Source organism: Candidatus Latescibacterota bacterium (assembly GCA_019038625.1).
Lineage (GTDB): Bacteria > Krumholzibacteriota > Krumholzibacteriia > Krumholzibacteriales > Krumholzibacteriaceae > JAGLYV01.
Genome location: JAHOYU010000243.1, coordinates 1 through 22,255 on the forward strand (window position 1 = coordinate 1; position 22,255 = coordinate 22,255).

Below are 22,255 nucleotides of genomic sequence, written 5' to 3' on the forward strand. Positions count from 1 at the left end.
ACTTCCAAGCCCGTCGATATGCCTGGAGGGTGTACCACCATCGGTACTCACCTTAAGGATCTCCATCTCCCATTCGAGCTGCCGGTAGACACGCCTCGATGAGAAGATGATACCTTCATCGGTATTCCAGTCCGAGACAACATCAGCCGCGGAATGCCATGTCATTCTTTTCGGAATGCCGCCGTTTGCAGCGATCACAAATATATCGTTATTCCCGAATCTCGCGCTGGAAAAGGCAATGCTTTTCCCATCGGGCGACCAGAACGGATTGCTCTCGTACGCCTCATGGATCGTTATCCTTCTGGGGCTACTCCCATCCGCTCCCGCGGTCCAGATATCCCCCTGATATGAAAACGTGATCCTGCTGCCCGACGGATCGAGGTCGGGGTAACGCGCCATTCTGGCCTCTTCTGAAGCGCCGGCGATAGCCGGGATCAGAAGAAGAAGGGCCAGGGAAAATAAAATCCTTTTGTGACTGCTCACGGATGGCTCCTTTCGGGTAAACAAGGTTCCTGCGGTTTTATTGTAGATTCAAACAGAGACGCCCTATACTCTGCGGCACTCCGGACGGACATCATATAACGGATGGCGGTAGGTTCTCAATCAATAATTGATAAATCGTTACCGGGACTACCTGACATCAGCCCCTCTTTTAACAAGAAGCTCCCTCAAAATCGAGCGATGGCAACGATTCTCATCCTCGCAATAACAACCCATCGACATATTTGTCTGATGAGAAAGAGCGGCCAGCAGATCCAGATCTTTACTTGCATCGGGGCGTTTCAACTCGGCTAGAAATCTTCTTTTGAACGCCTTCCACGACCTTTCGTCCTTCGCGACCTGGGCCTCCTTCAACAGCGGCTCACTGGGTGAAAGGTTGGGAAACCAGATATCATAGATATTCTTTAAAGAATAGTCTTTCTTTCGCATTCCCCTGGGAGGACGCCTTACCGCGCCTATTCGAAGCCCTTCTCCTTTTTCTCTGTCACTGCCCAGTCTGACTATTTTAATCGTCATTCCTTCTCCTGTGCAGCTATTGGTGTCACCTGTGATATATACAGTCTCCACATTCCATCACGCAGGATATACAGGTCAAGGAACCTTAAGTTATGTTCAAATTCACATTCGGCAAACCTGCCGTGGATATATCCCTTGCCTGTAATGATCCCTACATCACCGATCACTCTCGTTTCGATTTCCTCGACATCGTATGTATCGAGTTCTGCGCCCCCCGGCTGGTAAGCTTCCAGTGTCATTTTCAGATCCTGTGGATTCCCGTGAGGATCGTACCCGACATATTCTTTGGCCATGAGTTCTTTCAGTATTTGAACATCATGGGCAAACAAGGCATCTCGTAACTTGTTGAAAGTATCCAGAAGTTTTTGTTTTTCGCTCATTAAATCACTCCTGTTGGAATTAACAATATTATCAAGAACATTTTACTCATAAACAGTTATCCTTTTTGCGGCTGACAACCTTCGATTCAGCTGCTGGAACCGACAGTTAGACAGACCCTCGTTCATCAGAATTGCCGAAGGGTCTCTTAACAAGAACAACATCCATCCCTTCGGAAATATATTTATTTATACGCTCCACAAGAAATTCGGGAGCACCAGATTCCCTGCATTCCATAAAACCTGCGGATGAATAAAATTTCAGGAGATTCCGAAAAGGAACACCCCAACACTCTCGTTTTCCGATTGATTTACTCGCAGCTTGAAGCAACTTTGTTCCTATGCCCGTTCCGCGTAATGCTTCAGCAACGTATAGTCCACGCAAAACAAATACACCTTCCTCTTCGCACAATCTAGTCATTCCTACAACATTGGTATCTTGATGCGATATAATGACAATATCTGAATCATTTATTCCCCCAGAATAACCGACACTTTTGTAGAATTGCTCACCTTCAATGCGTATTTCCGAACCGATTTGACAAGAAATGCTCATATTAATAATACCTGTCTAACGTTTCTCGATTCAGCTGCGGGCTACAGTGTATCGCTTTCTTCTGCCTTATTAGATCGTAGATCCTCAATACACTTTTCCAGCTCTCCATTGGATCTCGTGATAATGACTATATGCTTATCATTTGCGAATTCATGAAGAGCTTGCAGCATTCGCGCAATGCCGTATGACAGTTTTGATGTGCAGTTGAAGATCGTAGCCTGAATATCCTTTCCTGATTTTGTGCCCTGGTATATATCAGTGATCCTACTCATCTCACCGTAATGGATTGAGAAATCAGAGACTGCAGAAAAATCGACAATCTCAATCGCCTTATCAGGACATTTGTCATCCTGCTGCAACAGTGCAAAGTATTCCTCTGTGAGAGCTAAGTCGAGCTCACCGGTGACCTTGGTAAGGATTAGCCGTCTATCATGGTCAAAAGAATAGGTAATAGGCATAATCTTCCTCTCCGATCTAGCACACAATTAGGCGGCTTGAAGTTTTGTATTACTCAAATCACTCATATTATCTCTCTGAATCCTGTTGTATGTCTTTAATGCGTCCCCTGAATCCTTGGAAAGCAGATAGTAGCACAATGAAGCTTCTTTTTCATTACTTAATTCTGCCTTAATGCGAAGTGTCAAATAAAGTTACCACCACCGTTGGTGGTAAAAATACTTGCAATGGGTTCGTATTAAATCAGAATAGGATGATAAAGCGAACTTTCATGAAAGATGAGCTATCTATCTACCATTCCCGTGCCCGGCGATCCAGTCACTGAGGATATCGAGGACTTTCGGCGCGATGGTCTCCTCGATCGTACCGTATTCCACAGGGCTGCCTGTACCGGCTGTCTGGAAGAAGTGGTTGAGGCCTTCAAGCTCCAGCACCCTGAAATCGCTGTTTCCCGCTGATTCGAGCGCTCGCCTCACTGCATCGGCATTACCTGCAGCAGGAACCTGCACATCTTTGCTCCCGTATATAGTAAGCACTGGACACCGCACCGATGACAGGGTCACAGATGGATCATGCTTCAGGTTAAAAACGAACCAGGGAGAGAGAAACCGTTTTACAGCGCGGTCGATCCTTTCTGCAGGCAACCCGTCGTGTTCGGCCTGGAAAAGTTTTCTGATAGCAGCTTTCTTTGATTTCCCGGCGCCGTTTTCTGATTCCTTATCTCCATCACCGAGAACGATATCGAGTACCTTCGCCTGAAATTCGGACCTCGCCATTATCGCCTCATCGCTCTGCCCCATCGCTCTCGCCGTAGATTCCTCGTACTGGATGTTGTACTCACGTCCGGGAAGTCCCGGGCTGCCGAGCATAACGATGAAAGCTACATCACCAGATCGGGCCGCGGCCAGGGAAGCGATCGTCCCACCCTCGCTATGTCCGATGATACCGATACTGGTTTTACCTATTCTGTCATGTCTGATAAGCAAATCGACAGCCCCCAGAGCATCGAGAGCAAAATCTTCTGTGGTCGCTCCGGGCCGCACACCGGTTGAAGCGCCGATGCCACGATCGTCGTATCTCAGCACGGCAATACCGTGCCTTGTAAGGTGGTCTGCTATTACCATAAATGGTTTGTGACCCATTATCGTGCCGTCACGGTCCTGTCCTCCCGCACCCGACACCAGGACTGCAACAGCGAAGGGCCCCTCTCCCTTCGGTATCGTCAGAGTCCCCGACAGCCGCACTCCTTCGGTTCCGCCTTCGAAGACGATCTCCTCTTCGATATATGGGAATGGCGGCAAGGGGGTCTGGAACCGCTGTGGTGAGACCGCCGCTTGCGGACGAGTCGTTGCCTGTGGGTCCCTGATTGTCGAGGTTACAACGGTTGCCGGAGTAACGGCAATCGCCTGACTACCGTCGATCGAGCAACAAACCGTTATGAATACCAGGGAGAATATTACCATTACTGTTGTTCTATTCATCATTCATACCTTAAGCAGTCGACCGGAGCCGTTTTCGCGGCCTTCAGCGCCTGCACGCTTACAGTGATGATCGTCATAACGAGCGCTGCGACTCCCGCCTGAATAAAGAAATAATAACTTATATCAGCCCTGTACTCGAACGCACGCATCCACCTCTCTACGGCGATCCACGCGAGTGGCCAGGCAATGAGGTTCGCCAGAAGGACCAGCCCTACCAGGCCGCGAGTAAGAAGCAGTACGATCTGCCCTGCCGAAGCGCCGAGAGCCTTCCTGATCCCTATCTCCTTCGTCCTCTGCTCGGTCATATATGATATCAACCCGAACAGGCCGACGCACGCTATTATAATCGCTATTGCCGTGGAAACGGTGAGGACCCTGCCAGCCCTCTGTTCGGCAGAGTAGACCTGATCGATCATCTCGTCGAAAAACCTGTACTTCGGAGGCTGCCCGGGGAAAAACTCCCTCAATCCAGCCTCGATATGGTCGAGCGCCTCACGGGTCGATTGCCCGTTTATCCTGATAGAAAGTTGCCTGCTGAGAGGCAGCCTGGGGTTATCGAATCTCCCCGGCAGAAGTATGAACAGAGGCTCGATCCCATGATGCAGAGAGAGGTTGTTGAAGTCCTTTACGACACCGATTATCTTGCCTGTGGCCATTCCGTCCCCGCACATCCATTCATCGAAATCTCTCCCCACAGGGTCTTCCCAACACAGGTTCCTCACGGCAGTCTCGTTGAGGATGAACGCTCCGTTCGCGTCCGACGGGTGGTCCTGTGAGAAATTTCTTCCATCCACTATCTCCATCCCGAACACATCCACAAAATCATAATCAGCGAAAACAAAATTCATCATCACAACCGTTTCCTCGTCCATACCAGGCCAGTGAGCTCGTGTCTGGAAATCGATCGAGCCGGGAAGATGAGACGAAGATGTGATGCCGGTTATGGTAGGACTCTCGGCCAGCCTTGCCTTGAGGGCCGCCACGATGTTCCTGTCTGGCCGGCCGTTCAGCGTTGCGACAACAATATGCTCCCGTTCATATCCCATATCCTTTTCGACAATATAGTCCAGCTGCCCTTTGACGGCCAGTGAACATACCACGAGAAAAATGGAGATGGAGAACTGGAATACCAGCAGGAAGGATCTCAGAGAGACCTTTCCCCTGCTCGCCTGTAAATAATTGTTGAGCGTGGCACTGGGCCTGCCCGATGACATCAGGAAAGCCGGATAGCCTCCCGAGAAGAGACTGACGAAGATGAAAAGGCCTGTCAGCAGCATCAGGAAATGGGGATCGACGATCTCCAGAGCCGTTACATCCCTGCCGGTAAAGGAGCTCATCCAGGGAATGAGCAACATGACCAGCAGGATAGAGATCATAAAGGCTATGAATGCAAAAACGAACGCCTCACCGAGAAACTGTTGTATCAACTGACTTCTGTGCGCCCCTATCACCTTCCTTATCCCGACCTCCCTGCTCCGCTTCGCAGCCCTTGCAGTGGAAAGGTTGATATAGTTCACGCAGGCGACAAGAAGTATGAGAAAAGCTATCGACAGGGCTATGATCACGGTCCTCAGATCACCGCCTTTTGAAAGTTCGAAATTGAGGTGCGAATGAAGATGTATATCTAAAAGAGGCTGGAGTCTGTACGATATCCTGGCGCGATCCTTCATCGCCTCGTCCACATCGTAAAAACGTTCCGGAAGGGTGTTCAGTCTCGCCTCGACTCGCCCTGCATCGTCGGTATCATGAAGTCTCAGGTATGTATATCCGATCACCGACCATGAGGAGACATCTATCTCGCTCATCTTCTCGCGCGCGGTGAGTGGTATGACGAAATTGTACTGGAGATGAGAGTCGCCCGGAGGGTCTTCAAGTATCCCCGCCACTTCGAAATCATGCTCGCCACGAAGACGCAGAGTCTTTCCGACCGGATCCTCATTTGCAAAATACTTCAGAGCCATCGATTCGCTTATCAACATATGGAACGGCTCTTCGCCGAACCTGTCTGTCGACCCTCTGACCGCCCGGAAATCGAACACGTCGAAAAACCCAGTGTCCGCAGAGATGATATCTCTCTCGAAATCAGTCCTGTCGTCCCGGGAGACCATCCAGTTATTCGATTGAAAGAACTTCGTCACGGCTGTTACTTCGGAAAATTCCTCACGGATAATCTCACCCAGTGACATGTGACAGACGGCGTGCTCGGTGGAATTCATGTTCATCCACCTTTTGTCGATGCTGGATACCCTGTAGACTTTCTCCGGCTCGTGGTGGAACCTGTCGAATCGGAGTTCGTAACCAGCGTAGAGACCTATCAGGATGAAACAGGTCAGTCCCGTTGCAAGCCCGAAGACGTTTATCGCCGAAAAAACCTTCTGCCTGCTCATATTTCGTAGGGAGATCTTTACATAGCTACCCGTCATCGCCATCACAAGTGCTATCGAACCAGCAAAGATACCAGGGATCGACCACAGCAGTTGCTTCCAGTACCAGCGGCATGCCGCCCCCCTGCCGGTGCTCGCGGAGATCGTGAGAAAGATCTCCTCGAAATCTCCGGCCAGGGTCTCTCTACTGTTCTTTCTCAGTAAAAACCAGAGTGTCCGGCGGGCTATCTTCGGCGAGCCTTCATATTCCCCTTCAGGCCACTTGCTGTCTGATCGACGCCTGTTCATATCGTCACTCCGCTTCAAGAGACAGGTCCTGAAGACCGTCCCAAAGTCGGTCGTTTACCTTTCTCGCCTCGACGAGCTCTTCACGCCCTTTTTTTGTCAGCTTGTAATAACGTCTGCTCATTCCGCCCCGCTCGGGCAGCGGTTCGCTCTGCCAGGAAGTGAGAAGTCCTTTCCGGATCAACCGGTCAAGAGGAACGTATATTCCCCCGATCGATACCGACTCGCCCGTGACTTCGGCGAGATATTTCAGGATCGGTATGGCGTATGCCTCTTCATCCAGCTTCCAGACAGCGAGCAGTATGTTTTCCTCTCTTCTTGACAGCATCGCGTTTCCCCGTTTCATAGTTCACTCCTATTAATTATTCATTATAGAATGAATAATAATACGTGAAAATGCAAGATATATTTCTGGCAATCCAAAATATCGACCTGATAAGAGATATCCGACCGGCCGTACCTGTCCCACTTCTTTGCGCTCAGACGTATTCGTCCCAGCTCTTTACGCTCAGGCCGCCCGGGCCGGTACGATATACGGCCTCGGCGAACCTCTTGGCCAGCTGAAGATCCGTGATGAGTGGAACGTCGAAATCGACAGCCTTCCTTCTTATGAGGTAGTCGTTGTCGAGCTCCTTCTTTTGGGTGTTCTTCGGTATGTTGATCACGAGGTCTATCTTTCCCTTCGCGATATATGTCAGGGTATTCGGTTCTTTCCCATCGCTCGGCCAGTACAGCTTCTTCACCTTGAACCCGAGGTTTTTCATGAAACTTGCAGTACCAGCGGTCGCGTAGAATTCGTACCCCAACTCCGCCAGCATCCTCGCCGATTCGAGGAATAGTCCCTTCTTCCCAGGCGGGCCGGTCGATAGGAGGATACCCTTGCGTGGCATTTTGAATCCCACCGAGATGAGGCTTTTCAGGAACGCTTCGTTGAAGTCATCTCCGAGGCATGCCACTTCGCCGGTCGACGCCATCTCCACTCCGAGGACCGGATCCGATCCTTTCAGGCGGGTGAACGAGAACTGTGGAGCTTTCACCCCGACATAATCCAGATCGAATGAGGACTTGTCGATCGGATCGACCTCCAGCCCCATCATTATCCTCACAGCGATATCGACGAAGTCGATCTTCAGCACCTTCGAGACGAAGGGCAGACTGCGCGACGCCCTGAGATTGCATTCGATCACCTTCACATCATTGCCTTTTGCCAGAAACTGTATATTGAACGGCCCTGTGATCTCGAGGGCCTTCGCTATCCTTCTCGATATCAGCTTGACCCTTCTCATCGTCTCGAGGTAGGTCCGCTGCGGAGGAAGCACCAGAGTAGCATCGCCCGAATGGACGCCGGCGTTCTCGACATGCTCCGAAATAGCATAACAGAACAGTTCGCCGTCTCTGGCGACCGCGTCCATCTCGATCTCTTTCGCTCCCGTGAGAAACTTGCTTATGACTATCGGATGGTCAGGACTGACTTCCGAGGCCTTTTTAAGGTAAAGCCGGAGTTCCTTGCGGGTCAGCGCGGTGCTCATCGCAGCACCGCTGAGCACATAGCTCGGCCTGATGAGTACCGGGTAGCCTACTTCAGAGGCGAAAGCCTCTGCCTCATCGAGACTGGTCAGCTCCTTCCATTTCGGCTGGTCGACTCCGAGTTCGTCGAGAAGAGCCGAGAACCTGTGCCTGTTCTCCGCCCTGTCGATCGATTCGGGGGAGGTCCCGAGGATCCTGATCCCCGCCGCGGCGAGAGGAACAGCGAGGTTGTTTGGGATCTGCCCGCCCATCGAGACGATGACTCCCTCGGGCGCTTCCTTGTCGAATATATCGAGGACCCTCTCGAGCGAAAGCTCCTCGAAGTATAGTCTCTCACAAATATCGTAATCTGTGCTCACAGTCTCCGGATTGCAGTTTATCATTATCGTCCCGGCGCCCTGCCTGCCCAGCGCGAGTACTGAGTTGACACAACACCAGTCGAACTCCACCGACGACCCGATTCGGTACGGCCCGCCGCCGATAACGGCGGTCCTGCGCCTGCCGATAAACGCGATATCATCCGTATCGCCATTATATGTAAGGTAGAGATAATTGGTCACTGCCGGGTACTCGGCCGCCGTCGTGTCGATCTGTTTGACTACGGGGACTATCCCGGATCTTATCCTTCTCTTTCTCACAGACATCTCACTGACACCTGTAAGGCCGGCGATCTGTCTGTCGGAAAACCCCTTCTGCTTGGCTTCGAGCAGGAGCTGCTTCGGAAGGGTCTTCCTGCCCCCCGCTCCGGATCTCGTTCCCGTACTTTTCTTCACGGCCGCCGCCGTGGTCACCACACTCTTCATCCTGTGAAGGAACCAGGGATCGACCCCGGTCAGAGAGGATATCTTCTCCACCGTGTACCCTCGCGCCAGCGCCTCCGATATCGCGAACAGTCGTTTGTCGGTCGGCCGGGTCATCTCTACATCAAGGTCATCGAACTCGATGTCGTTGCACACCAACCCCTCCATGCCGGTCTCCAGCATCCTTATGGCTTTCTGTATGACTTCCTCGAAAGATCTCCCTATCGCCATCACTTCGCCGACCGATTTCATCTCCGAGCCGAGGACCGGATCGACCATGCTGAATTTCTGCAGATCCCACCGGGGAAATTTCAGCACGATGTAGTCGAGCGCCGGCTCGTAGCAGGCCGCTGTGCCGCCTGTCACGGAATTCTTCAGTTCGGTCAGGGTACGTCCAACGGACAACTTGGCGGCAATGAACGCGAGCGGATATCCGGTCGCCTTGGATGCCAGAGCCGAACTTCTGCTCAGCCTCGCGTTGACTTCTATGATCCGGTAGTCCCCACTCTCCGGATCGAGAGCGAACTGGATGTTGCATTCGCCTACGATACCGAGCTTTCTTATCACCTCGATAGAGATCGAACGCAACATGTAATGCTCGGCTGCCGTAAGCGTCTGGACCGGCGCGACAACGACGCTCTCGCCGGTATGTATCCCCATAGGATCGATATTCTCCATTGAACATATGACGATGCAGTTATTCTCGTGGTCCCGGACGACTTCGTATTCGAGTTCTTTCCATCCGAGAAGGCATTCCTCGACCAGGACCTGGCCGGTATGAGAAAAGGCTTTCGTCACGAGGTTGACGAGTTCTTTTTTATTCCGGACGATCCCCGACCCGAGCCCGCCCAGCGCGTAAGCGATACGGCACATCACCGGGTATCCTATCTCATCGGCAGCCTGAACGGCCTTTTTCACGGTCGACACCGCTCTGCTGACAGGTGTCTTCAACCCGATACCATCGAGTACTCTGACGAAACGCTCCCTGTCCTCGGTATCGAGTATCGCCTCGACCTGTGTTCCAAGTACTTCGACACCGAATCTCTTCAGATCGCCGTTTCTGTGAAGCTCGACACCTGTATTCAGCGCCGTCTGCCCTCCAAACCCGAGCAGTATGCCGTCGGGCCTCTCCTTCTCGATGATCTGTCTTACAAAATCGGGAGTCACAGGAAGGAAATAGACCTTGTCCGCGAGATGTTCCGAAGTCTGGACAGTTGCGATATTTGGATTGACTACAATCGTCTCGATCCCTTCCTCCTTGAGTGCCTTCATCGCCTGGCTCCCCGAATAGTCGAATTCGCCCGCCTGCCCTATCTTTATCGCGCCCGATCCGAGTACCAGCACTTTTTCCGGTCTTTTCTTCATCCTATCGCCCTCACAAACATGTCGAATATAAATTCGGAATCGTCCGGGCCTGGAGAGGCTTCCGGATGGAATTGAGCGCCGAAGAACGGCTTCGATATATGTATGATCCCCTCGTTCGTCCCGTCGTTGCTGTTGTAGAACCATTCGCGCCAGTCGTTCGGCAGGGTCTTCGAATCGACTGCGTAGCCGTGATTCTGCGAAGTTATATAGCAGCGTTTCGTGCCCGACTCTACGCAGGGCTGGTTCTGCGACCTGTGGCCATACCTCAACTTGTATGTCTCAGCACCGCTGGCCAGCGCCATTATCTGGGAGCCAAGACAGACCCCGAGGATGGGCCGCCCCGACCTCATTGCCATTCTCGTGTGTTCGATCGTAGCGCCGCAGCTCTTCGGATCGCCGGGGCCGTTGGACAGCACTACCCCATCCGCTTCCACTTCGTTGAAGTCGTGGTCCCACGGTACCCTTATGACCGTGATATCCCTGTGAAGGAAGGCTCTGATGATATTGTTCTTTACACCGCAGTCGACCAGGACGATCCTCCTCTCCCCTCTCTCATAGATCACAGGCTCGCTCGTACTGACCTCCGCGGCCAGGTTTCTCGTATTCGGGTCGGAAAAATCGATATCACGGCTGCCCGAAACGATCTTTCCTTTCATCGTACCCGATTCGCGCAGCTTCCTCGTCAGGGCACGTGTATCAATTCCGGCAATACCGGGCACCCCTTCTCTCTGCATCCAGTGCGACAGAGACTCCACCGAGTTCCAGTGAGAGTGTTCATCGATATACTGGGAAACGACGAGGGCCGATACCTGTATTTTTTCGGACTCAAAAAAAACGGAGAGAAAATCTTCTCTCCGTTCGGCAGGTACACCATAATTCCCGATCAACGGGTATGTGAGGGCAAGTAATTGCCCCCGGTATGAAGGATCGGTGAGAGTCTCCGGATATCCGGTCATCCCGGTGTTGAACACCACCTCTCCCGCCGCACAGGCGAGCGCGCCGAACGGTACACCTTCGAATACCGATCCGTCCTCCAGGATCAGCTTCGATTTTTTACTGAGTTTGCGCAATGTAAGTCCCTTTTTAAAGAAAGATCCGGACAAATCTTACGGAAGGTATCAAAAAAGGAAGGGGAACACAACACGAAAATAAATATTTCTACAATATCCAGGCGTAGCCGAACTTCACAAAGAAAGTCCTGTCGGTCTGGGTAAGATCGACAGCCACAGGATCGGCGCCCGAACCTGTGAACCCATAGTAATTATCAGAATATCCCAGGTAGAAGACTGTCTGTGGATTGATCTTGTAGGAGAACAGGATCTGGCTGAAGAGGTTGTCTTCCTTCGAATCGACCTTCTCCAGATACAGCCCGGTGTTTCTGTCGTACCTGACATACTGAAGGTTGATACGCAGGAAAGTCCTGCGGTCGAACTGGTACTTCAGCCTGAACCTGCCGACATTCGCCGTATATAGTCTCTGCCCGTTCAGCACACTCAACCGCTCCCAGGTATGGTCGTAGCCCAGATTGAGATGGCGCCCGAACCTGTATTCAAATCCCGGCTCCAGCTGAAGTGTACGGGCCTGGCGGGCGTTCGCGTAATCGACTATGTCTCCCCAGGTATGGTTGAAATAGACCCTTAGCGAACCTGTCGGCCTCATACTTGTGAACAGATGATAGTGTTTGTAGCTGAAGTGTTCTCCCCGGTAGACAAAATCGGCATAGACATGCGACCAGAGACTTATCTCGCTCTGGAGCGGCCCCGCGTAGTCCCCGTAGATATTCCAGAGTTCGAAGATCTTCGAACCGTCTATCTCCTCTTCCAGCTCGTATGAGGACCCGGCATGCAGCAGGGTGTACCAGTTATCCGATTCACCATACCACTTGTATCCACCGCCCCCTTCGAAATGCCGGATATTGGTCTTCGGCTCGAATCCCGAATCCAGTCTGAGATCCTTGGCCTTCTCGAAGTAATACCCGAAAAGATCCAGATTTTCTGTCTCGTGCGCGTAGATAGCCAGAGCACCGCTACCTCTGAATGGTTCTGTCTGCTGGCCAAACTCTGCTGCCAGCGAATCCGGATAGTCTGTCTCGCTGGCTATCACCTGGAACCTGATCTGGTCTGTCTTCGTCAGCTTGATCAGCCCGTCGACTCCGACCACCCGATTGTAATAACCTTCCCCCTCCCTGTCCGTTGCCAGCAGGCCGATATTCGACGACTCGAAGATATCACGCTTGTATCTGAGTACCGTACCATAGCTCTCCATATCGAGCGATGACGACATGGACCCCTGGCTTCCGGGAAAGAGAAAATTGGTCCTCGCGTCGCGGACGCTGTAGAACCCGACAGCGTTACCACCCTCCTTACCTGTAAGCTTGATTCCCCAGTCCGGATCGGCAAGCGTTCTCGAATAGACAGCGTTCATCCTCGTGGAAAAAAGTTCGGCCCCCTCCATGAAGAATGGCCTTTTCTCGGGGTAATGTATGGCGAAATTCCTGTTTATATCAAGCTGCGCCGCGTCCGCTTCGACCTGGGAAAAATCGGGATTGACCGTTCCCTGCAGGGCCATGTTCGGTGTCATGCTCCACCTTGCGGTAAGTCCCGGATCGTAACTTTTGTCCTTTTCGCGAAAATCTCCACTCGTGTACCCCTCCCTCTCCTGTGAATAGAGTGCCGAAAAGGTCGGAGCTATTTCGATGTTCCTGCCAGGAGATGCTCCGGCAAACCCCTTGATCTTCAGAGTCTGGCAGAAATAGCAGTTGTTGCCACGGTCCCTTGCAAAGAGGCCTATGTGATGCCTGGCCGACCTGGGATAACTTCGAACAGCATCGAAGCCCCATACCTGGTCTCCATCGGTCCTCTGGAATCGAAGTGAACTGAAGGGGATCGCTATCTCCACGACATATCCCCATTGAGTTATCCGGCCCGACGATTCCCAGATAGCATCGAAGTTATCGCTCCCACAGTCCGAACATTCGATCATATCAGCCTGTACGCCCAGTGGATTTACCAGAAAATCAAAGGCCCTGCGCTCATCATTGAAGGTATCTAATACAAGCCCTACCCAGTCTTCTCCCCCGATGTCATCCCTGTCGCATAGCCGAGCCCTGATCGAGGATGGATCAGGATCATACGCCCTGAATGCCGCGTAGAGATGCGACTCACTGTAGGCAAGCAGCACTTCGGTCCGCACAGGCGCCGGGATGTTCTCACCGGGCTGGACTTCATATTTCAGTTCCAGGATGAGAGCATAGTTCCAGAACGACTCGTCCAACAGGGCATCTACCGATATCTGTCCGGAGACTTTCGGAACGATATGATTATCCATAGTTCCGGCTACATCATCCGCGAAGACTGATGACGCATGGAAAATAATCACGATGAATAAGGATACCGCAGAAAGAAACGATAGGGGATGTGATCTCATATAGTTTTCTCCATGACCATAATACACTGATGTATGATTGTTGTTCCAAAAGAATGAAGGGATAGCCTGGCAGTGGCCCGATGCTGACTTCTGTTACCCGGCCTTTTTTGGTTCCATTATGATAATCCTGAGTTTCCGGCAGCTCGAACACCAGCCCAGAGTCCACGACGGAGCCAGATCAGAGATCCTGTTATCTCCCAATTCTGCCGCGTCACGGACCTTGCCACACTCTTTGCAGCGGAGTTGCCACTTGTCAGCGATATGCAGTTCGTCTTTGATATTTTCCGATAAATCCATTTTTGCATCACCCCAGTCGATAATACGACATCGACGTTTCGATTTCAAGAAACTCTTGCAAATGAATAGAAAAGAATGTCCGCAGTGTGGCACATTCCGAGACATGACATAGTCTGTGACTCAGCATATCCCGCAGCAGGACTGATTGACAACCCGACTTGAGTCCCATATCCTTACTCATCTTGACAGGTCGACACCGGACTGAAGAGACAGGCCACCTGAAGCCATTATTATTTCTTTCGCCAAGGCTGGATGGAATTTGGACGACAACTCCTTGATGCTGAGAATCGTAAAGGGCGACAGGCAGGCTTTCAGAGTACTGGTCTTTCGATACCAGGGGACGATGTACAACTTCTTTCTGAGATCCGGATGCATCGCTGAAGACGCGGAAGATCTCACTCAGCGACTTTTCATCAAACTGTTCAGCGCATCATATAAAACTCGAGACAGCGCGACTTTCAGGACATTCCTCTACAGGATGGCTACGAATATCCTGATCGACCACACTCGCAGACTCGGGTCTGACAGACTTATATTCGATGGCGAACTTTCCGAAGGCCTGAAGGACCCGATATCGCCCGGGAAAAATCTTCCGGACCGGGACATGGAAGCGGCCCAGCTCGAGGAAAGATACTATAAGGCACTCGACGACCTCCCGCGAGAGTGGAAGATCGTCATGGAACTGAGAGTAAGCGGAGAACTCACATACAGGGAGATAGCAGAGAGTACGGGACTCAGCGTACCGGCGGTCGAATCGATCCTTTTCAGAGCCAGAGAGAGACTCGGCAGGGAATTGAAAGAATTCAGGAAAGACATATGATCGATTGAAACGAATATAATCGAGATTATTTAACTTTTATTGAGGTTTATTGACTTTTTTTGCAAGTTTTTCTGATTCGATACGTTTGACATGAATAGCAGGAGGAAATAATGGATTGCATGGAGTATCGTAAATCAGCATCGAGAGTACTCGACGGAGAGGCGGATGCCGCAGAGGAGAAGCAGCTCATGCTTCACCTCGACGGATGCGAAGACTGTCGGCTTTTCCACGAGTCACTCCAGGTTGTCTCCGCCATGCATCGTGAACTCGTCGAGACCACACCACCGTCTGGCATCCTGGAAATCGTACTTGAAACTACCAGGGGCAGGGACCGCATTCCAGGCTGGTGGAAGATCGGGATCTCGGCTGCAGCAGCCGTTGTCATACTGCTTGGCGTCAGGATCGGGGATTATATATCGTCGAGTTACAGTGATGCCTCCAGTCCGGACCAGGCCGAAGTATTCGAGATGGACTATCTCGAAGCATTCCCGCCCGGCTCTCTTGGAGAACGTCTGATGATCACGATGGAAGGAGATGCCGATGTCTAGCTGGAAGCTGAAAGCGACACTGATCATCTCCCTCGCATTCAATGTGGCAGTGCTGGGCACTATCACCGTGCTCTGGAGATACCATTCAGCCCGCAACAGAACGGCTGATAAGATCCACTGCGATTCCAAAGAAACCTGCAGGATCAGAAGCCAATACCTCGCAAAGGGAATTGGCCTCTGCGACAGCAAAACGGTGCATGTAGAACTTGAGATGCTCAAGTCATACACCTTCGAGGAGGAGGTCAGGAATAGTATCGACCAGGAAAGGAACGAACTGTTGATACTCTTTAGTGAAGCCAGCCCGGACACGCTGGAGATCATGAAAAGAGTCGAGCGCATTTCGGCCCTCCAGGGCGATCTTGAGAAAGCGATTGTCAGAAAACTGATCAGGTCGCATTCGATTCTTGATCCTGAAGAGAGACAGAGGTTCATGAAATTCATCGGATGTGATCCCGATCACGGTTGCGCCCAGAGGGGTAGCAAGAAAAAGATGATCGACACATTCGAAACACAGGGAAAGGAAACGGAATGAAAAAGGGTCTTTTAGTCATCACAGCTCTTCTTATTGCAGTAGTTCTCCCCATGTCGCTCGCGGCACAGGAAAAGGATGTAGAGGTCAAGGTCGAAGTCAAGGAATGTGATCATGGTCACGGTAAATCGATTCATTGTGAACATAGCCATGGTAAATCGATTAATGCAAAGTGCAGTCTTGCTCCCGAAATCTCTCTAAAGATCGAGAAACTCGTTCTCGAACTCAAATTAAAGAACCTCGAACTCGAGAAGAAGCAGACCGATATCCACAAGAAGGTCTACTCCCAGTACATCGAGGAAAATCCCGACGGCAAAAAGATTAAGAAACTGACAAAGGCCATGCTCGCCGTCAAGGCCGAGCTTATGGAGAACCAGCACGAACATTTCATGGCTGTCAGAAAGCTGGTCTCCGCCGAGCAGTTCAAGATGTTTATGGCCTGTCAGGGTCATGGCTCTAAAATGGGAAAAGGGATGCACGGCAAAATGGGACACGGCAGCATGAGTTGTTGTTCTCAGGGGAAAATGAGCGGATGCTCAAGTGCTGGAGCGATGCATGGATGTAAAAGCGGCAAAAGCTGCTGCTCGTCGGGCAAATCGATGAGCGGATGCAAGAGCATCAAAAGTGGCAAGGGCTGCGGCTCACACGGCGATGCGATGAGCGGATGCAAGAACATCAAGATCAAATGTGAGGTCGAGTGCTGCAAACATACTGACAAAAGCAAGTGCACAGAAAAATGCAAGGAAATCAAGATCATAAAGAAAATCATAGAATAAGCTGATATCTCTTTAAGCGGGAGGCGCCAGGCGCCTCCCGCTTTTTTATTGTTTCTTAATTGCGTCCTGGACCTTTTCGGCTAGTTCCTTGATCGAAAATGGCTTCTGCAGGAAGTGGACTCCCTCATCGAGGATCCCCTTACGAGCTATGACATTGGCCGTATAACCCGACATATACAAGCATTGCAGCCCGGGAATGATATCGCCCATACGGGTGGCCAGGGCACGCCCGTTCATATTCGGCATCACTACATCCGTTATCATCAGGTTTATTTCGCCAGAATGGTTCTCGGCGATCCTGATCGCCTCTACGGGAGAATTAGCCGTAAGCACCTCATACCCTAGAACATTCAACATCTTTTTCCCAAGTTTGAGTATCGACTCTTCATCCTCGACAAGCAGGATAGTCTCTCCATTGCTCTCAGACATTCTGACATCCTTTTGAGCGGCGTCCCTGCTCATCTCTTCCTTACACCGTGAGAGGTATATCTTGAAAGTGCTCCCCTCGCCCGGCTCGCTGTAGACGTTGATAAAGCCGCAGTTCTGCTTGACTATACCGTACACTGTCGAAAGGCCAAGGCCTGTACCTGAACCTACATTCTTCGTAGTAAAAAACGGTTCGAACACATGTTCAAGTATGTCCCCATCCATCCCCTGGCCGTCATCACTGACCCCCAGCATCACATAATCACCGGGAATGAATTCATGATGATCCGCGCAATACTTATCGTCGAGGCTGACGTTCAAAGTCTCGATTGTCACCTTGCCGACATCCGGGATGGCATCACAGGCGTTAATACAGAGGTTAGCCAGCACCTGGTCTATCTGGCCGGGGTCCATCTTTATTGGCCAGAGTCCTTTGCCCGGAAGCCAGGCGAGATCGATGTTTTCACCGATGAGCCGCTCCAGCATCTTCAGCATGCCCTCAACCGTTTCATTGAGATCGAGGATCTTCGGGGAGACTGTCTGCTTACTGGCATAAGCCAGCAGCTGGCGGGTAAGATCGGCCGAGCGTTCCGCTGCTCGATAGATCTCTGTCAGATCCTCGTAGAGAAGTCCCGACTCGTCGGCCTGCTTCATGGCAAGCTCAGTATGTCCCAGGATCACTCCGAGCATGTTATTGAAATCGTGGGCTACGCCACCAGCAAGCTTTCCGACAGACTCCATCTTCTGAGAGTGCGCAAGCTGCACCTGCAGTTTCTCTCTGGTTTTTTCGCCCTTTACCCTATCTGTAACATCCTTGAATATGGTGACAAATCTGAGGGGAGCTGTACAGAAAGCCGTCACTTCGAAATGCCTGTCCAATACCTGCGCGTAGTTTTTAAAAAATGCCGGTTCACCGGACAGGACCACTTTGCCATAAATGTCTATCCAGAATTTTTCGGTCTCGGGCATGACCTCAAGGACAGTCTTTCCTTTGATCTCCGACGCTTTAAGCCCTGTGAGGCGCTCAAAAGCAGGATTAATGTCCAGAAAACGATAATCGACGGGAATTCCTTCTTCATCGAGGATGATCTCGTGCAGGGCGAATCCATCGAGCATCTCGCGAAAAAGCATTCGATAATTTTTCTCTGCTGCTATTCTATCAGTGACTTCGACAAGGGAAAAAACCAGCCCGACAACTTTCTCAGAAAGATCCATTACCGGCACAAGATCCCAGTCCCAGAATGTGACACCTCTTTCGGGTTGATCGGGAAACTCGAACTGCTTTGCCAGCACTGAGAAAGATTCTCCCGTATCGACGACATGCTGGAAGATGGCTTTGTTCTCCTCATGGGGATACATCTCAAAATGATTTTTTCCGGGGAACCAGGATGGTTCGAACCTGCATGTATCTGCATAGGCTTTGTTCACCCATTTGAAATTAAAATCCGCATCAAGATAAACAAGCATCATCGGCGTATGTTCCACTATCGCGGTGAGTTTCTGGCTGGTATCCATGGCCCTTGCCTCGCCGTCGAGAAGGGCCTCTCGCGTTTTCCGCTCCTCTGTCTGATCTCGGAATACCAGGACCATACCTATAAGCTCACCCTTCTCATCGATGATCGGGGCTCTGCTGTCGGCGATAGACCTTTCCGTTCCATCCCTGGCGATAAGTATGGTACTGTTCGCGAGCCCCATTATCCCGCCCTCACGAAGGACACGGTCCGCGGGATTATCCAGTACTTCCCGGGTCCCTTCGCTGATGGTCCTGAAGACTTCCTGAAGGGGACGCCCTTTCGCGTCAGCTATATTCCAACCCGTCAACTCTTCAGCGATCGGGTTGAGTATCTCTACCAGTCCCTCCGCATCCGTGGAAATCACCGCGTCACCGATTCCTTTTATGGTGATGCCATACCTTGCTTCACTGGTCAATCGTTTGGCCTCGGCATTATAAAGATCCCGGTAATGCATCTTTCTGCCACGTTGCCAGAGAAATAGCAACCCTACAGCGACAAGGATGACGAGGCCGAAGATAATGCTGAGAATAAGTATCGACTGGAACCGCCAGGACGAAAGGGCTTCAGCCTTGTCGATCTTCGAAACGATGAACCATGGCGAATCAGGCACAGGCAGGATCACGGCAATAACATCTACTCCGCGGTAATCAAGACCCTCGACGACTCCCTGCCTGCCCTGTGCCGCCATTACCGCGGGAACATCTGTCCGGGTAAGAGGAATCCGCAATTTCAATGCGGTATTCTTCGTATGACGCAGCTCATTTAAAAATTTTACCGAATCGCCATCAGTGCGTATCAACAATGTCTCGGCCGTCCTTGTGGGAGTCGGCCACGACTGGATCAGCGGATAGAGAAAACTGCTGGCATCGCTTACCATCACAACAGATCCCACAGGATCGGAGCCGGAAAACAAAGGAGTCACCACACTTATATGGGGCACTGATATATCCACACTGACATGAAGCTCGGAGATCTCGGGTGCACGGCTGGCGAATGCCTTTTCCGCAGCCACTAATATCTCGGGATGGACACTTCCATTGATGCCAGTAAAACTGAGCTGTACCTCACCATCAGCCGACAGGATAATTATTTCATAATATCGGTAATGCTTCATCAACGACTGGAACACAACCTTGATCTCTCCGGTAATTATAGGATCCTTGGTCGTAAACCACTGAACGATCTCACGGAATAAAAAGAGGTCTTCAGTGAGTGTCGCTCCATCGGCGACTCTCTCTTGTCTCCATACCGCTATTCCATCTGCTTTAAGACTGGCGATGCTGGCAAGTTCCTCTTCGATCTGCGTTCTGCGGTACCCCTCCTGGTTCCTGTAGAACAATAAACCGAAAGACAGGATCAGAATCATGACTGTGAGAAAAGTTAATTTTATCCAAACTGGAAATCTTTGCATATGTGGCCTTCCAACCTGCTATCGTCTGTTCCCACTTCATTTAACCAGCAAACTATGATGATAGCAATATTCCATCATGCATTACAGAGATTTCTCTATGATTACTTCTCCTCATTTATTCGATGTCCGGCAGAAAAAAAAGGGCGGGGCCTTTTCAGGTCCCGCCCTTCGTCAGAAGCGGATTATCGACCACGCATCAGTCAGCGTGGAAGACTTCTGTCTAGTCCTTGTTCAGGCTCTTGATCGAACCCCAGGTCGCCGATTTCTCGGGGGCGGCCCGCATAGCGGAAGCTCCGACATCGTCGAAATCAGGCATGTCGTCCTCTTCCTCGCACTCGATCTCGTTGTACTGTTCCAGTGCGTCCTTGATCGCCTCGGCTTCTTCCTTGATCTCACCCTTGGGCTTGCTTCCCAGGGGATACAGAGCGAAGAAAGCATCCGCCATGTCGATCGTGCCCAGGATGTAGTCGGGCGCTCCAACCAGAACGTTCAGCTTGGCGGCCACAGTGTGGTGGAAGAAGATGACCGTAATATCACTGCGAGTCGGCCAGTCGAAGATCTCCAGCAGTTCTTCCATAGTGTAGAAAACGCCGCCGATGGTCAGGCCACTCACAGGCCAGGCTTCCGGATGGTTCTTCCAGTAACCCGGGGTGTAGCTGCATCCACCCTCTTCTTCGCATTCACAGGTGAAGGTCGTTTCAAAATACCTGTTGCCCCAACCCTGGTTACTCTCGAAGTGGAAGTGGATGTTCACTGTGTAATCTCCACAGAGTTCCATGTCCCATACACCGTTGTAATCGAACGCGGGCTCGGCAACCGGAAGATCCACAAACTCGGTGATCGTATAGACGACCACTCCGCCCTGGCTGAGCTCGACGGTATAATCGACGTTAATAAACCTGGTGTTGGCGTCTACGCCCATCAGGCCCACGATCGACCAGCCATAACAATCGGCCGTGTAATTAAGCTCGAGGGGATGCGTCGCGTTCGCGTTGACGGTGAAAAGGGCCAGAGCCAGAAATATAGACAGCGATACGACTACTCTCTTCATCATACAATTCCTTTCAAGAATGTTCTGTTCGCTGATTTAACCTTAGCACGCCTTTGATACGTAATTGTACCACATCTGGAATGGTTATTTCAACATATTTAGCAGGAATGAAGAGATATCTTGATGTGTATCACACGATTACAATGTAGTTACTCTTCTTCTGAACTGTATTCCGGATCACGGACCGGCCATTCTTTTCTCCGATCCACGCAGGTTCCGGTCAGTTGTAATCCTTCCTCATCGCCTCATCGCACATCGTATCCTGAAGCACTTCTTTCCATCTCTCGCCTTTCCATGTTCCGAGCTCTGAATGTGTCGTCAGATACTTCTCGGGGATAGGATGCGTCCCGTATACCACATCCAGGCCATACTTTGCTTCAATGAATTCCTTGAAATACTTCACACTGGGGCATGGAGGATAGCCGACTATCAGGCCCGTGGCGAGATGGATGACTTCGGCTCCGTTCTTCTTCATCTCCTCGACCGCGTATTCCACATTGCCGCCGGGACAGCCGTCGCAGCTCGTATATCCTACCAGCTCTACTTCTAAATCCTTATACCTGGCGAATGCCCCTTCCCGCTCCCTCATCGACCTGAGACACTTGCCCCCCGCGCACGTCCTGTAACGATCGCAGATGATTATTCCGATCTTTCTCGATTCCGCACTCATTTCACGCCTCCCGGTTTCTGTCAGCTTCCAGTGTGCGCTCGCTCAACTTCCAATCATATTTTCAGGCATTTTTACGGCTACGACCTTTCCTGTCACACAGATCCTGCCATTTGCTGAAAGGGTCTCAATAACGACCACTTTTTTATCAGTGATCTCCTCTACCGTACCGCGTATCTCCAGAGCGACCCCCATCGGAGTCGGCCGCAGGTAATCTACCTTCAACGAAGCTGTCACATATCGAAGCGAAGGTTCCGACGACATCTCCCGGCCTTCCCGGCGATAGGCTGCCGCAGCGGCCGTGCCCGTACCATGGCAGTCTATCAGCGAAGCGATCAGTCCACCATAGACATACCCGGGGATAGCCGTGTGCTCGGGCCGTGGCGTAAAGAAAGCTACAGTCTCATCTCCATCCCAGCGGCTTTTAAGTTGCAGTCCCTGCTTGTTAAGGCAGCCGCAACCGTAACAATGGCTGACATCGTCCGGATAGTAGTCCTGAAAAGCTTTGTCTTCCAATTATCATCTCCCTTGTTCTTCCAAAC

20 protein-coding genes are annotated in these 22,255 nt (G+C 51.3%); 4 read left to right on the plus strand and 16 right to left on the minus strand.

All coding sequences use genetic code 11. The annotated features are described in order from the left end of the window. The 12 genes from KOO63_15545 to KOO63_15600 form a co-directional block, all read right to left on the minus strand. Positions 1-483, minus strand: a 483-nt coding sequence (locus KOO63_15545) for a hypothetical protein (protein ID MBU8923233.1), incomplete at its 3' end; no start/stop codon positions are given. A 147-nt stretch (positions 484-630) separates the two neighbouring features. Further along, the gene (locus tag KOO63_15550; GenBank protein MBU8923234.1) at positions 631-1,017 is read right to left on the minus strand and encodes a DUF488 family protein; all 387 of its coding nucleotides are present in this window, start codon (positions 1,015-1,017) and stop codon (positions 631-633) included. Then, positions 1,014-1,397, minus strand: coding sequence for a nuclear transport factor 2 family protein (locus tag KOO63_15555; protein MBU8923235.1), 384 nt, complete (start codon positions 1,395-1,397; stop codon positions 1,014-1,016). The genes KOO63_15550 and KOO63_15555 overlap by 4 nt, the downstream gene beginning before the upstream one ends. 106 nt (positions 1,398-1,503) lie before the next feature. Then, the gene (locus tag KOO63_15560) at positions 1,504-1,950 is read right to left on the minus strand and encodes a GNAT family N-acetyltransferase (protein MBU8923236.1); all 447 of its coding nucleotides are present in this window, start codon (positions 1,948-1,950) and stop codon (positions 1,504-1,506) included. 41 nt (positions 1,951-1,991) lie between these two features. Then, a complete protein-coding gene (locus KOO63_15565; protein MBU8923237.1) occupies positions 1,992-2,408 on the minus strand; it encodes a hypothetical protein in 417 nt (138 codons plus the stop codon). 285 nt (positions 2,409-2,693) lie between these two features. After that, the gene (locus tag KOO63_15570) at positions 2,694-3,890 is read right to left on the minus strand and encodes an alpha/beta hydrolase (protein ID MBU8923238.1); all 1,197 of its coding nucleotides are present in this window, start codon (positions 3,888-3,890) and stop codon (positions 2,694-2,696) included. Continuing rightward, positions 3,887-6,559 (minus strand): ABC transporter permease, encoded by a 2,673-nt coding sequence (locus KOO63_15575; GenBank protein ID MBU8923239.1) that lies wholly within the window; start codon positions 6,557-6,559, stop codon positions 3,887-3,889. The genes KOO63_15570 and KOO63_15575 overlap by 4 nt, the downstream gene beginning before the upstream one ends. Before the next feature lie 4 nt (positions 6,560-6,563). Then, positions 6,564-6,902: a PadR family transcriptional regulator gene (locus KOO63_15580; protein MBU8923240.1), complete on the minus strand. Its 339-nt coding sequence runs from the start codon at positions 6,900-6,902 to the stop codon at positions 6,564-6,566. A gap of 133 nt (positions 6,903-7,035) precedes the next feature. Continuing rightward, positions 7,036-10,248 (minus strand): carbamoyl-phosphate synthase (glutamine-hydrolyzing) large subunit, encoded by a 3,213-nt coding sequence (gene carB, locus KOO63_15585; protein ID MBU8923241.1) that lies wholly within the window; start codon positions 10,246-10,248, stop codon positions 7,036-7,038. After that, positions 10,245-11,318 (minus strand): glutamine-hydrolyzing carbamoyl-phosphate synthase small subunit, encoded by a 1,074-nt coding sequence (gene carA, locus KOO63_15590; protein ID MBU8923242.1) that lies wholly within the window; start codon positions 11,316-11,318, stop codon positions 10,245-10,247. Before carA ends, carB begins: the two co-directional genes overlap by 4 nt. Positions 11,319-11,406: 88 nt before the next feature. Continuing rightward, a complete protein-coding gene (locus tag KOO63_15595; GenBank protein ID MBU8923243.1) occupies positions 11,407-13,674 on the minus strand; it encodes a carbohydrate binding family 9 domain-containing protein in 2,268 nt (755 codons plus the stop codon). Positions 13,675-13,767: 93 nt separating this feature from the next. Then, a complete protein-coding gene (locus KOO63_15600) occupies positions 13,768-13,971 on the minus strand; it encodes a hypothetical protein (GenBank protein MBU8923244.1) in 204 nt (67 codons plus the stop codon). 277 nt (positions 13,972-14,248) lie between these two features. On the opposite strand from KOO63_15600, the gene KOO63_15605 reads away from it, so the two are divergent. From KOO63_15605 to KOO63_15620, 4 genes are all read left to right on the plus strand, one after another. After that, positions 14,249-14,791 (plus strand): sigma-70 family RNA polymerase sigma factor, encoded by a 543-nt coding sequence (locus KOO63_15605; protein ID MBU8923245.1) that lies wholly within the window; start codon positions 14,249-14,251, stop codon positions 14,789-14,791. A gap of 110 nt (positions 14,792-14,901) precedes the next feature. Then, positions 14,902-15,339 (plus strand): zf-HC2 domain-containing protein, encoded by a 438-nt coding sequence (locus KOO63_15610; protein ID MBU8923246.1) that lies wholly within the window; start codon positions 14,902-14,904, stop codon positions 15,337-15,339. Next, on the plus strand, positions 15,332-15,871 hold the full coding sequence (locus KOO63_15615; GenBank protein MBU8923247.1) for a hypothetical protein: 540 nt from the start codon (positions 15,332-15,334) through the stop codon (positions 15,869-15,871). Before KOO63_15610 ends, KOO63_15615 begins: the two co-directional genes overlap by 8 nt. Further along, positions 15,868-16,644 (plus strand): hypothetical protein, encoded by a 777-nt coding sequence (locus KOO63_15620; GenBank protein MBU8923248.1) that lies wholly within the window; start codon positions 15,868-15,870, stop codon positions 16,642-16,644. Before KOO63_15615 ends, KOO63_15620 begins: the two co-directional genes overlap by 4 nt. 45 nt (positions 16,645-16,689) lie before the next feature. Here KOO63_15620 and KOO63_15625 read toward each other — a convergent pair whose 3' ends face one another. From KOO63_15625 to KOO63_15640, 4 genes are all read right to left on the minus strand, one after another. Next, a complete protein-coding gene (locus tag KOO63_15625; GenBank protein ID MBU8923249.1) occupies positions 16,690-19,995 on the minus strand; it encodes a PAS domain S-box protein in 3,306 nt (1,101 codons plus the stop codon). 220 nt (positions 19,996-20,215) lie between these two features. Next, a complete protein-coding gene (locus KOO63_15630) occupies positions 20,216-21,049 on the minus strand; it encodes a hypothetical protein (GenBank protein ID MBU8923250.1) in 834 nt (277 codons plus the stop codon). Between the two features lie 217 nt (positions 21,050-21,266). After that, on the minus strand, positions 21,267-21,716 hold the full coding sequence (locus tag KOO63_15635; GenBank protein MBU8923251.1) for a CGGC domain-containing protein: 450 nt from the start codon (positions 21,714-21,716) through the stop codon (positions 21,267-21,269). Between the two features lie 42 nt (positions 21,717-21,758). Continuing rightward, a complete protein-coding gene (locus KOO63_15640; protein MBU8923252.1) occupies positions 21,759-22,229 on the minus strand; it encodes a PaaI family thioesterase in 471 nt (156 codons plus the stop codon). Positions 22,230-22,255 lie beyond the last annotated feature (26 nt).

Excerpts from the sequence above, each read along its gene's own strand:
- KOO63_15550 (MBU8923234.1), bottom strand. The coding sequence starts at position 1,017 with ATGACGATTAAAATAGTCAGACTGGGCAGTGACAGAGAAAAAGGAGAA.
- KOO63_15555 (MBU8923235.1), bottom strand. The coding sequence starts at position 1,397 with ATGAGCGAAAAACAAAAACTTCTGGATACTTTCAACAAGTTACGAGAT.
- KOO63_15560 (MBU8923236.1), bottom strand. The coding sequence starts at position 1,950 with ATGAGCATTTCTTGTCAAATCGGTTCGGAAATACGCATTGAAGGTGAG.
- KOO63_15565 (MBU8923237.1), bottom strand. The coding sequence starts at position 2,408 with ATGCCTATTACCTATTCTTTTGACCATGATAGACGGCTAATCCTTACC.
- KOO63_15570 (MBU8923238.1), bottom strand. The coding sequence starts at position 3,890 with ATGATGAATAGAACAACAGTAATGGTAATATTCTCCCTGGTATTCATA.
- KOO63_15575 (MBU8923239.1), bottom strand. The coding sequence starts at position 6,559 with ATGAACAGGCGTCGATCAGACAGCAAGTGGCCTGAAGGGGAATATGAA.
- KOO63_15580 (MBU8923240.1), bottom strand. The coding sequence starts at position 6,902 with ATGAAACGGGGAAACGCGATGCTGTCAAGAAGAGAGGAAAACATACTG.
- carB (MBU8923241.1), bottom strand. The coding sequence starts at position 10,248 with ATGAAGAAAAGACCGGAAAAAGTGCTGGTACTCGGATCGGGCGCGATA.
- KOO63_15595 (MBU8923243.1), bottom strand. The coding sequence starts at position 13,674 with ATGAGATCACATCCCCTATCGTTTCTTTCTGCGGTATCCTTATTCATC.
- KOO63_15600 (MBU8923244.1), bottom strand. The coding sequence starts at position 13,971 with ATGGATTTATCGGAAAATATCAAAGACGAACTGCATATCGCTGACAAG.
- KOO63_15605 (MBU8923245.1), top strand. The coding sequence starts at position 14,249 with ATGCTGAGAATCGTAAAGGGCGACAGGCAGGCTTTCAGAGTACTGGTC.
- KOO63_15610 (MBU8923246.1), top strand. The coding sequence starts at position 14,902 with ATGGATTGCATGGAGTATCGTAAATCAGCATCGAGAGTACTCGACGGA.
- KOO63_15615 (MBU8923247.1), top strand. The coding sequence starts at position 15,332 with ATGTCTAGCTGGAAGCTGAAAGCGACACTGATCATCTCCCTCGCATTC.
- KOO63_15620 (MBU8923248.1), top strand. The coding sequence starts at position 15,868 with ATGAAAAAGGGTCTTTTAGTCATCACAGCTCTTCTTATTGCAGTAGTT.
- KOO63_15625 (MBU8923249.1), bottom strand. The coding sequence starts at position 19,995 with ATGCAAAGATTTCCAGTTTGGATAAAATTAACTTTTCTCACAGTCATG.
- KOO63_15630 (MBU8923250.1), bottom strand. The coding sequence starts at position 21,049 with ATGATGAAGAGAGTAGTCGTATCGCTGTCTATATTTCTGGCTCTGGCC.
- KOO63_15635 (MBU8923251.1), bottom strand. The coding sequence starts at position 21,716 with ATGAGTGCGGAATCGAGAAAGATCGGAATAATCATCTGCGATCGTTAC.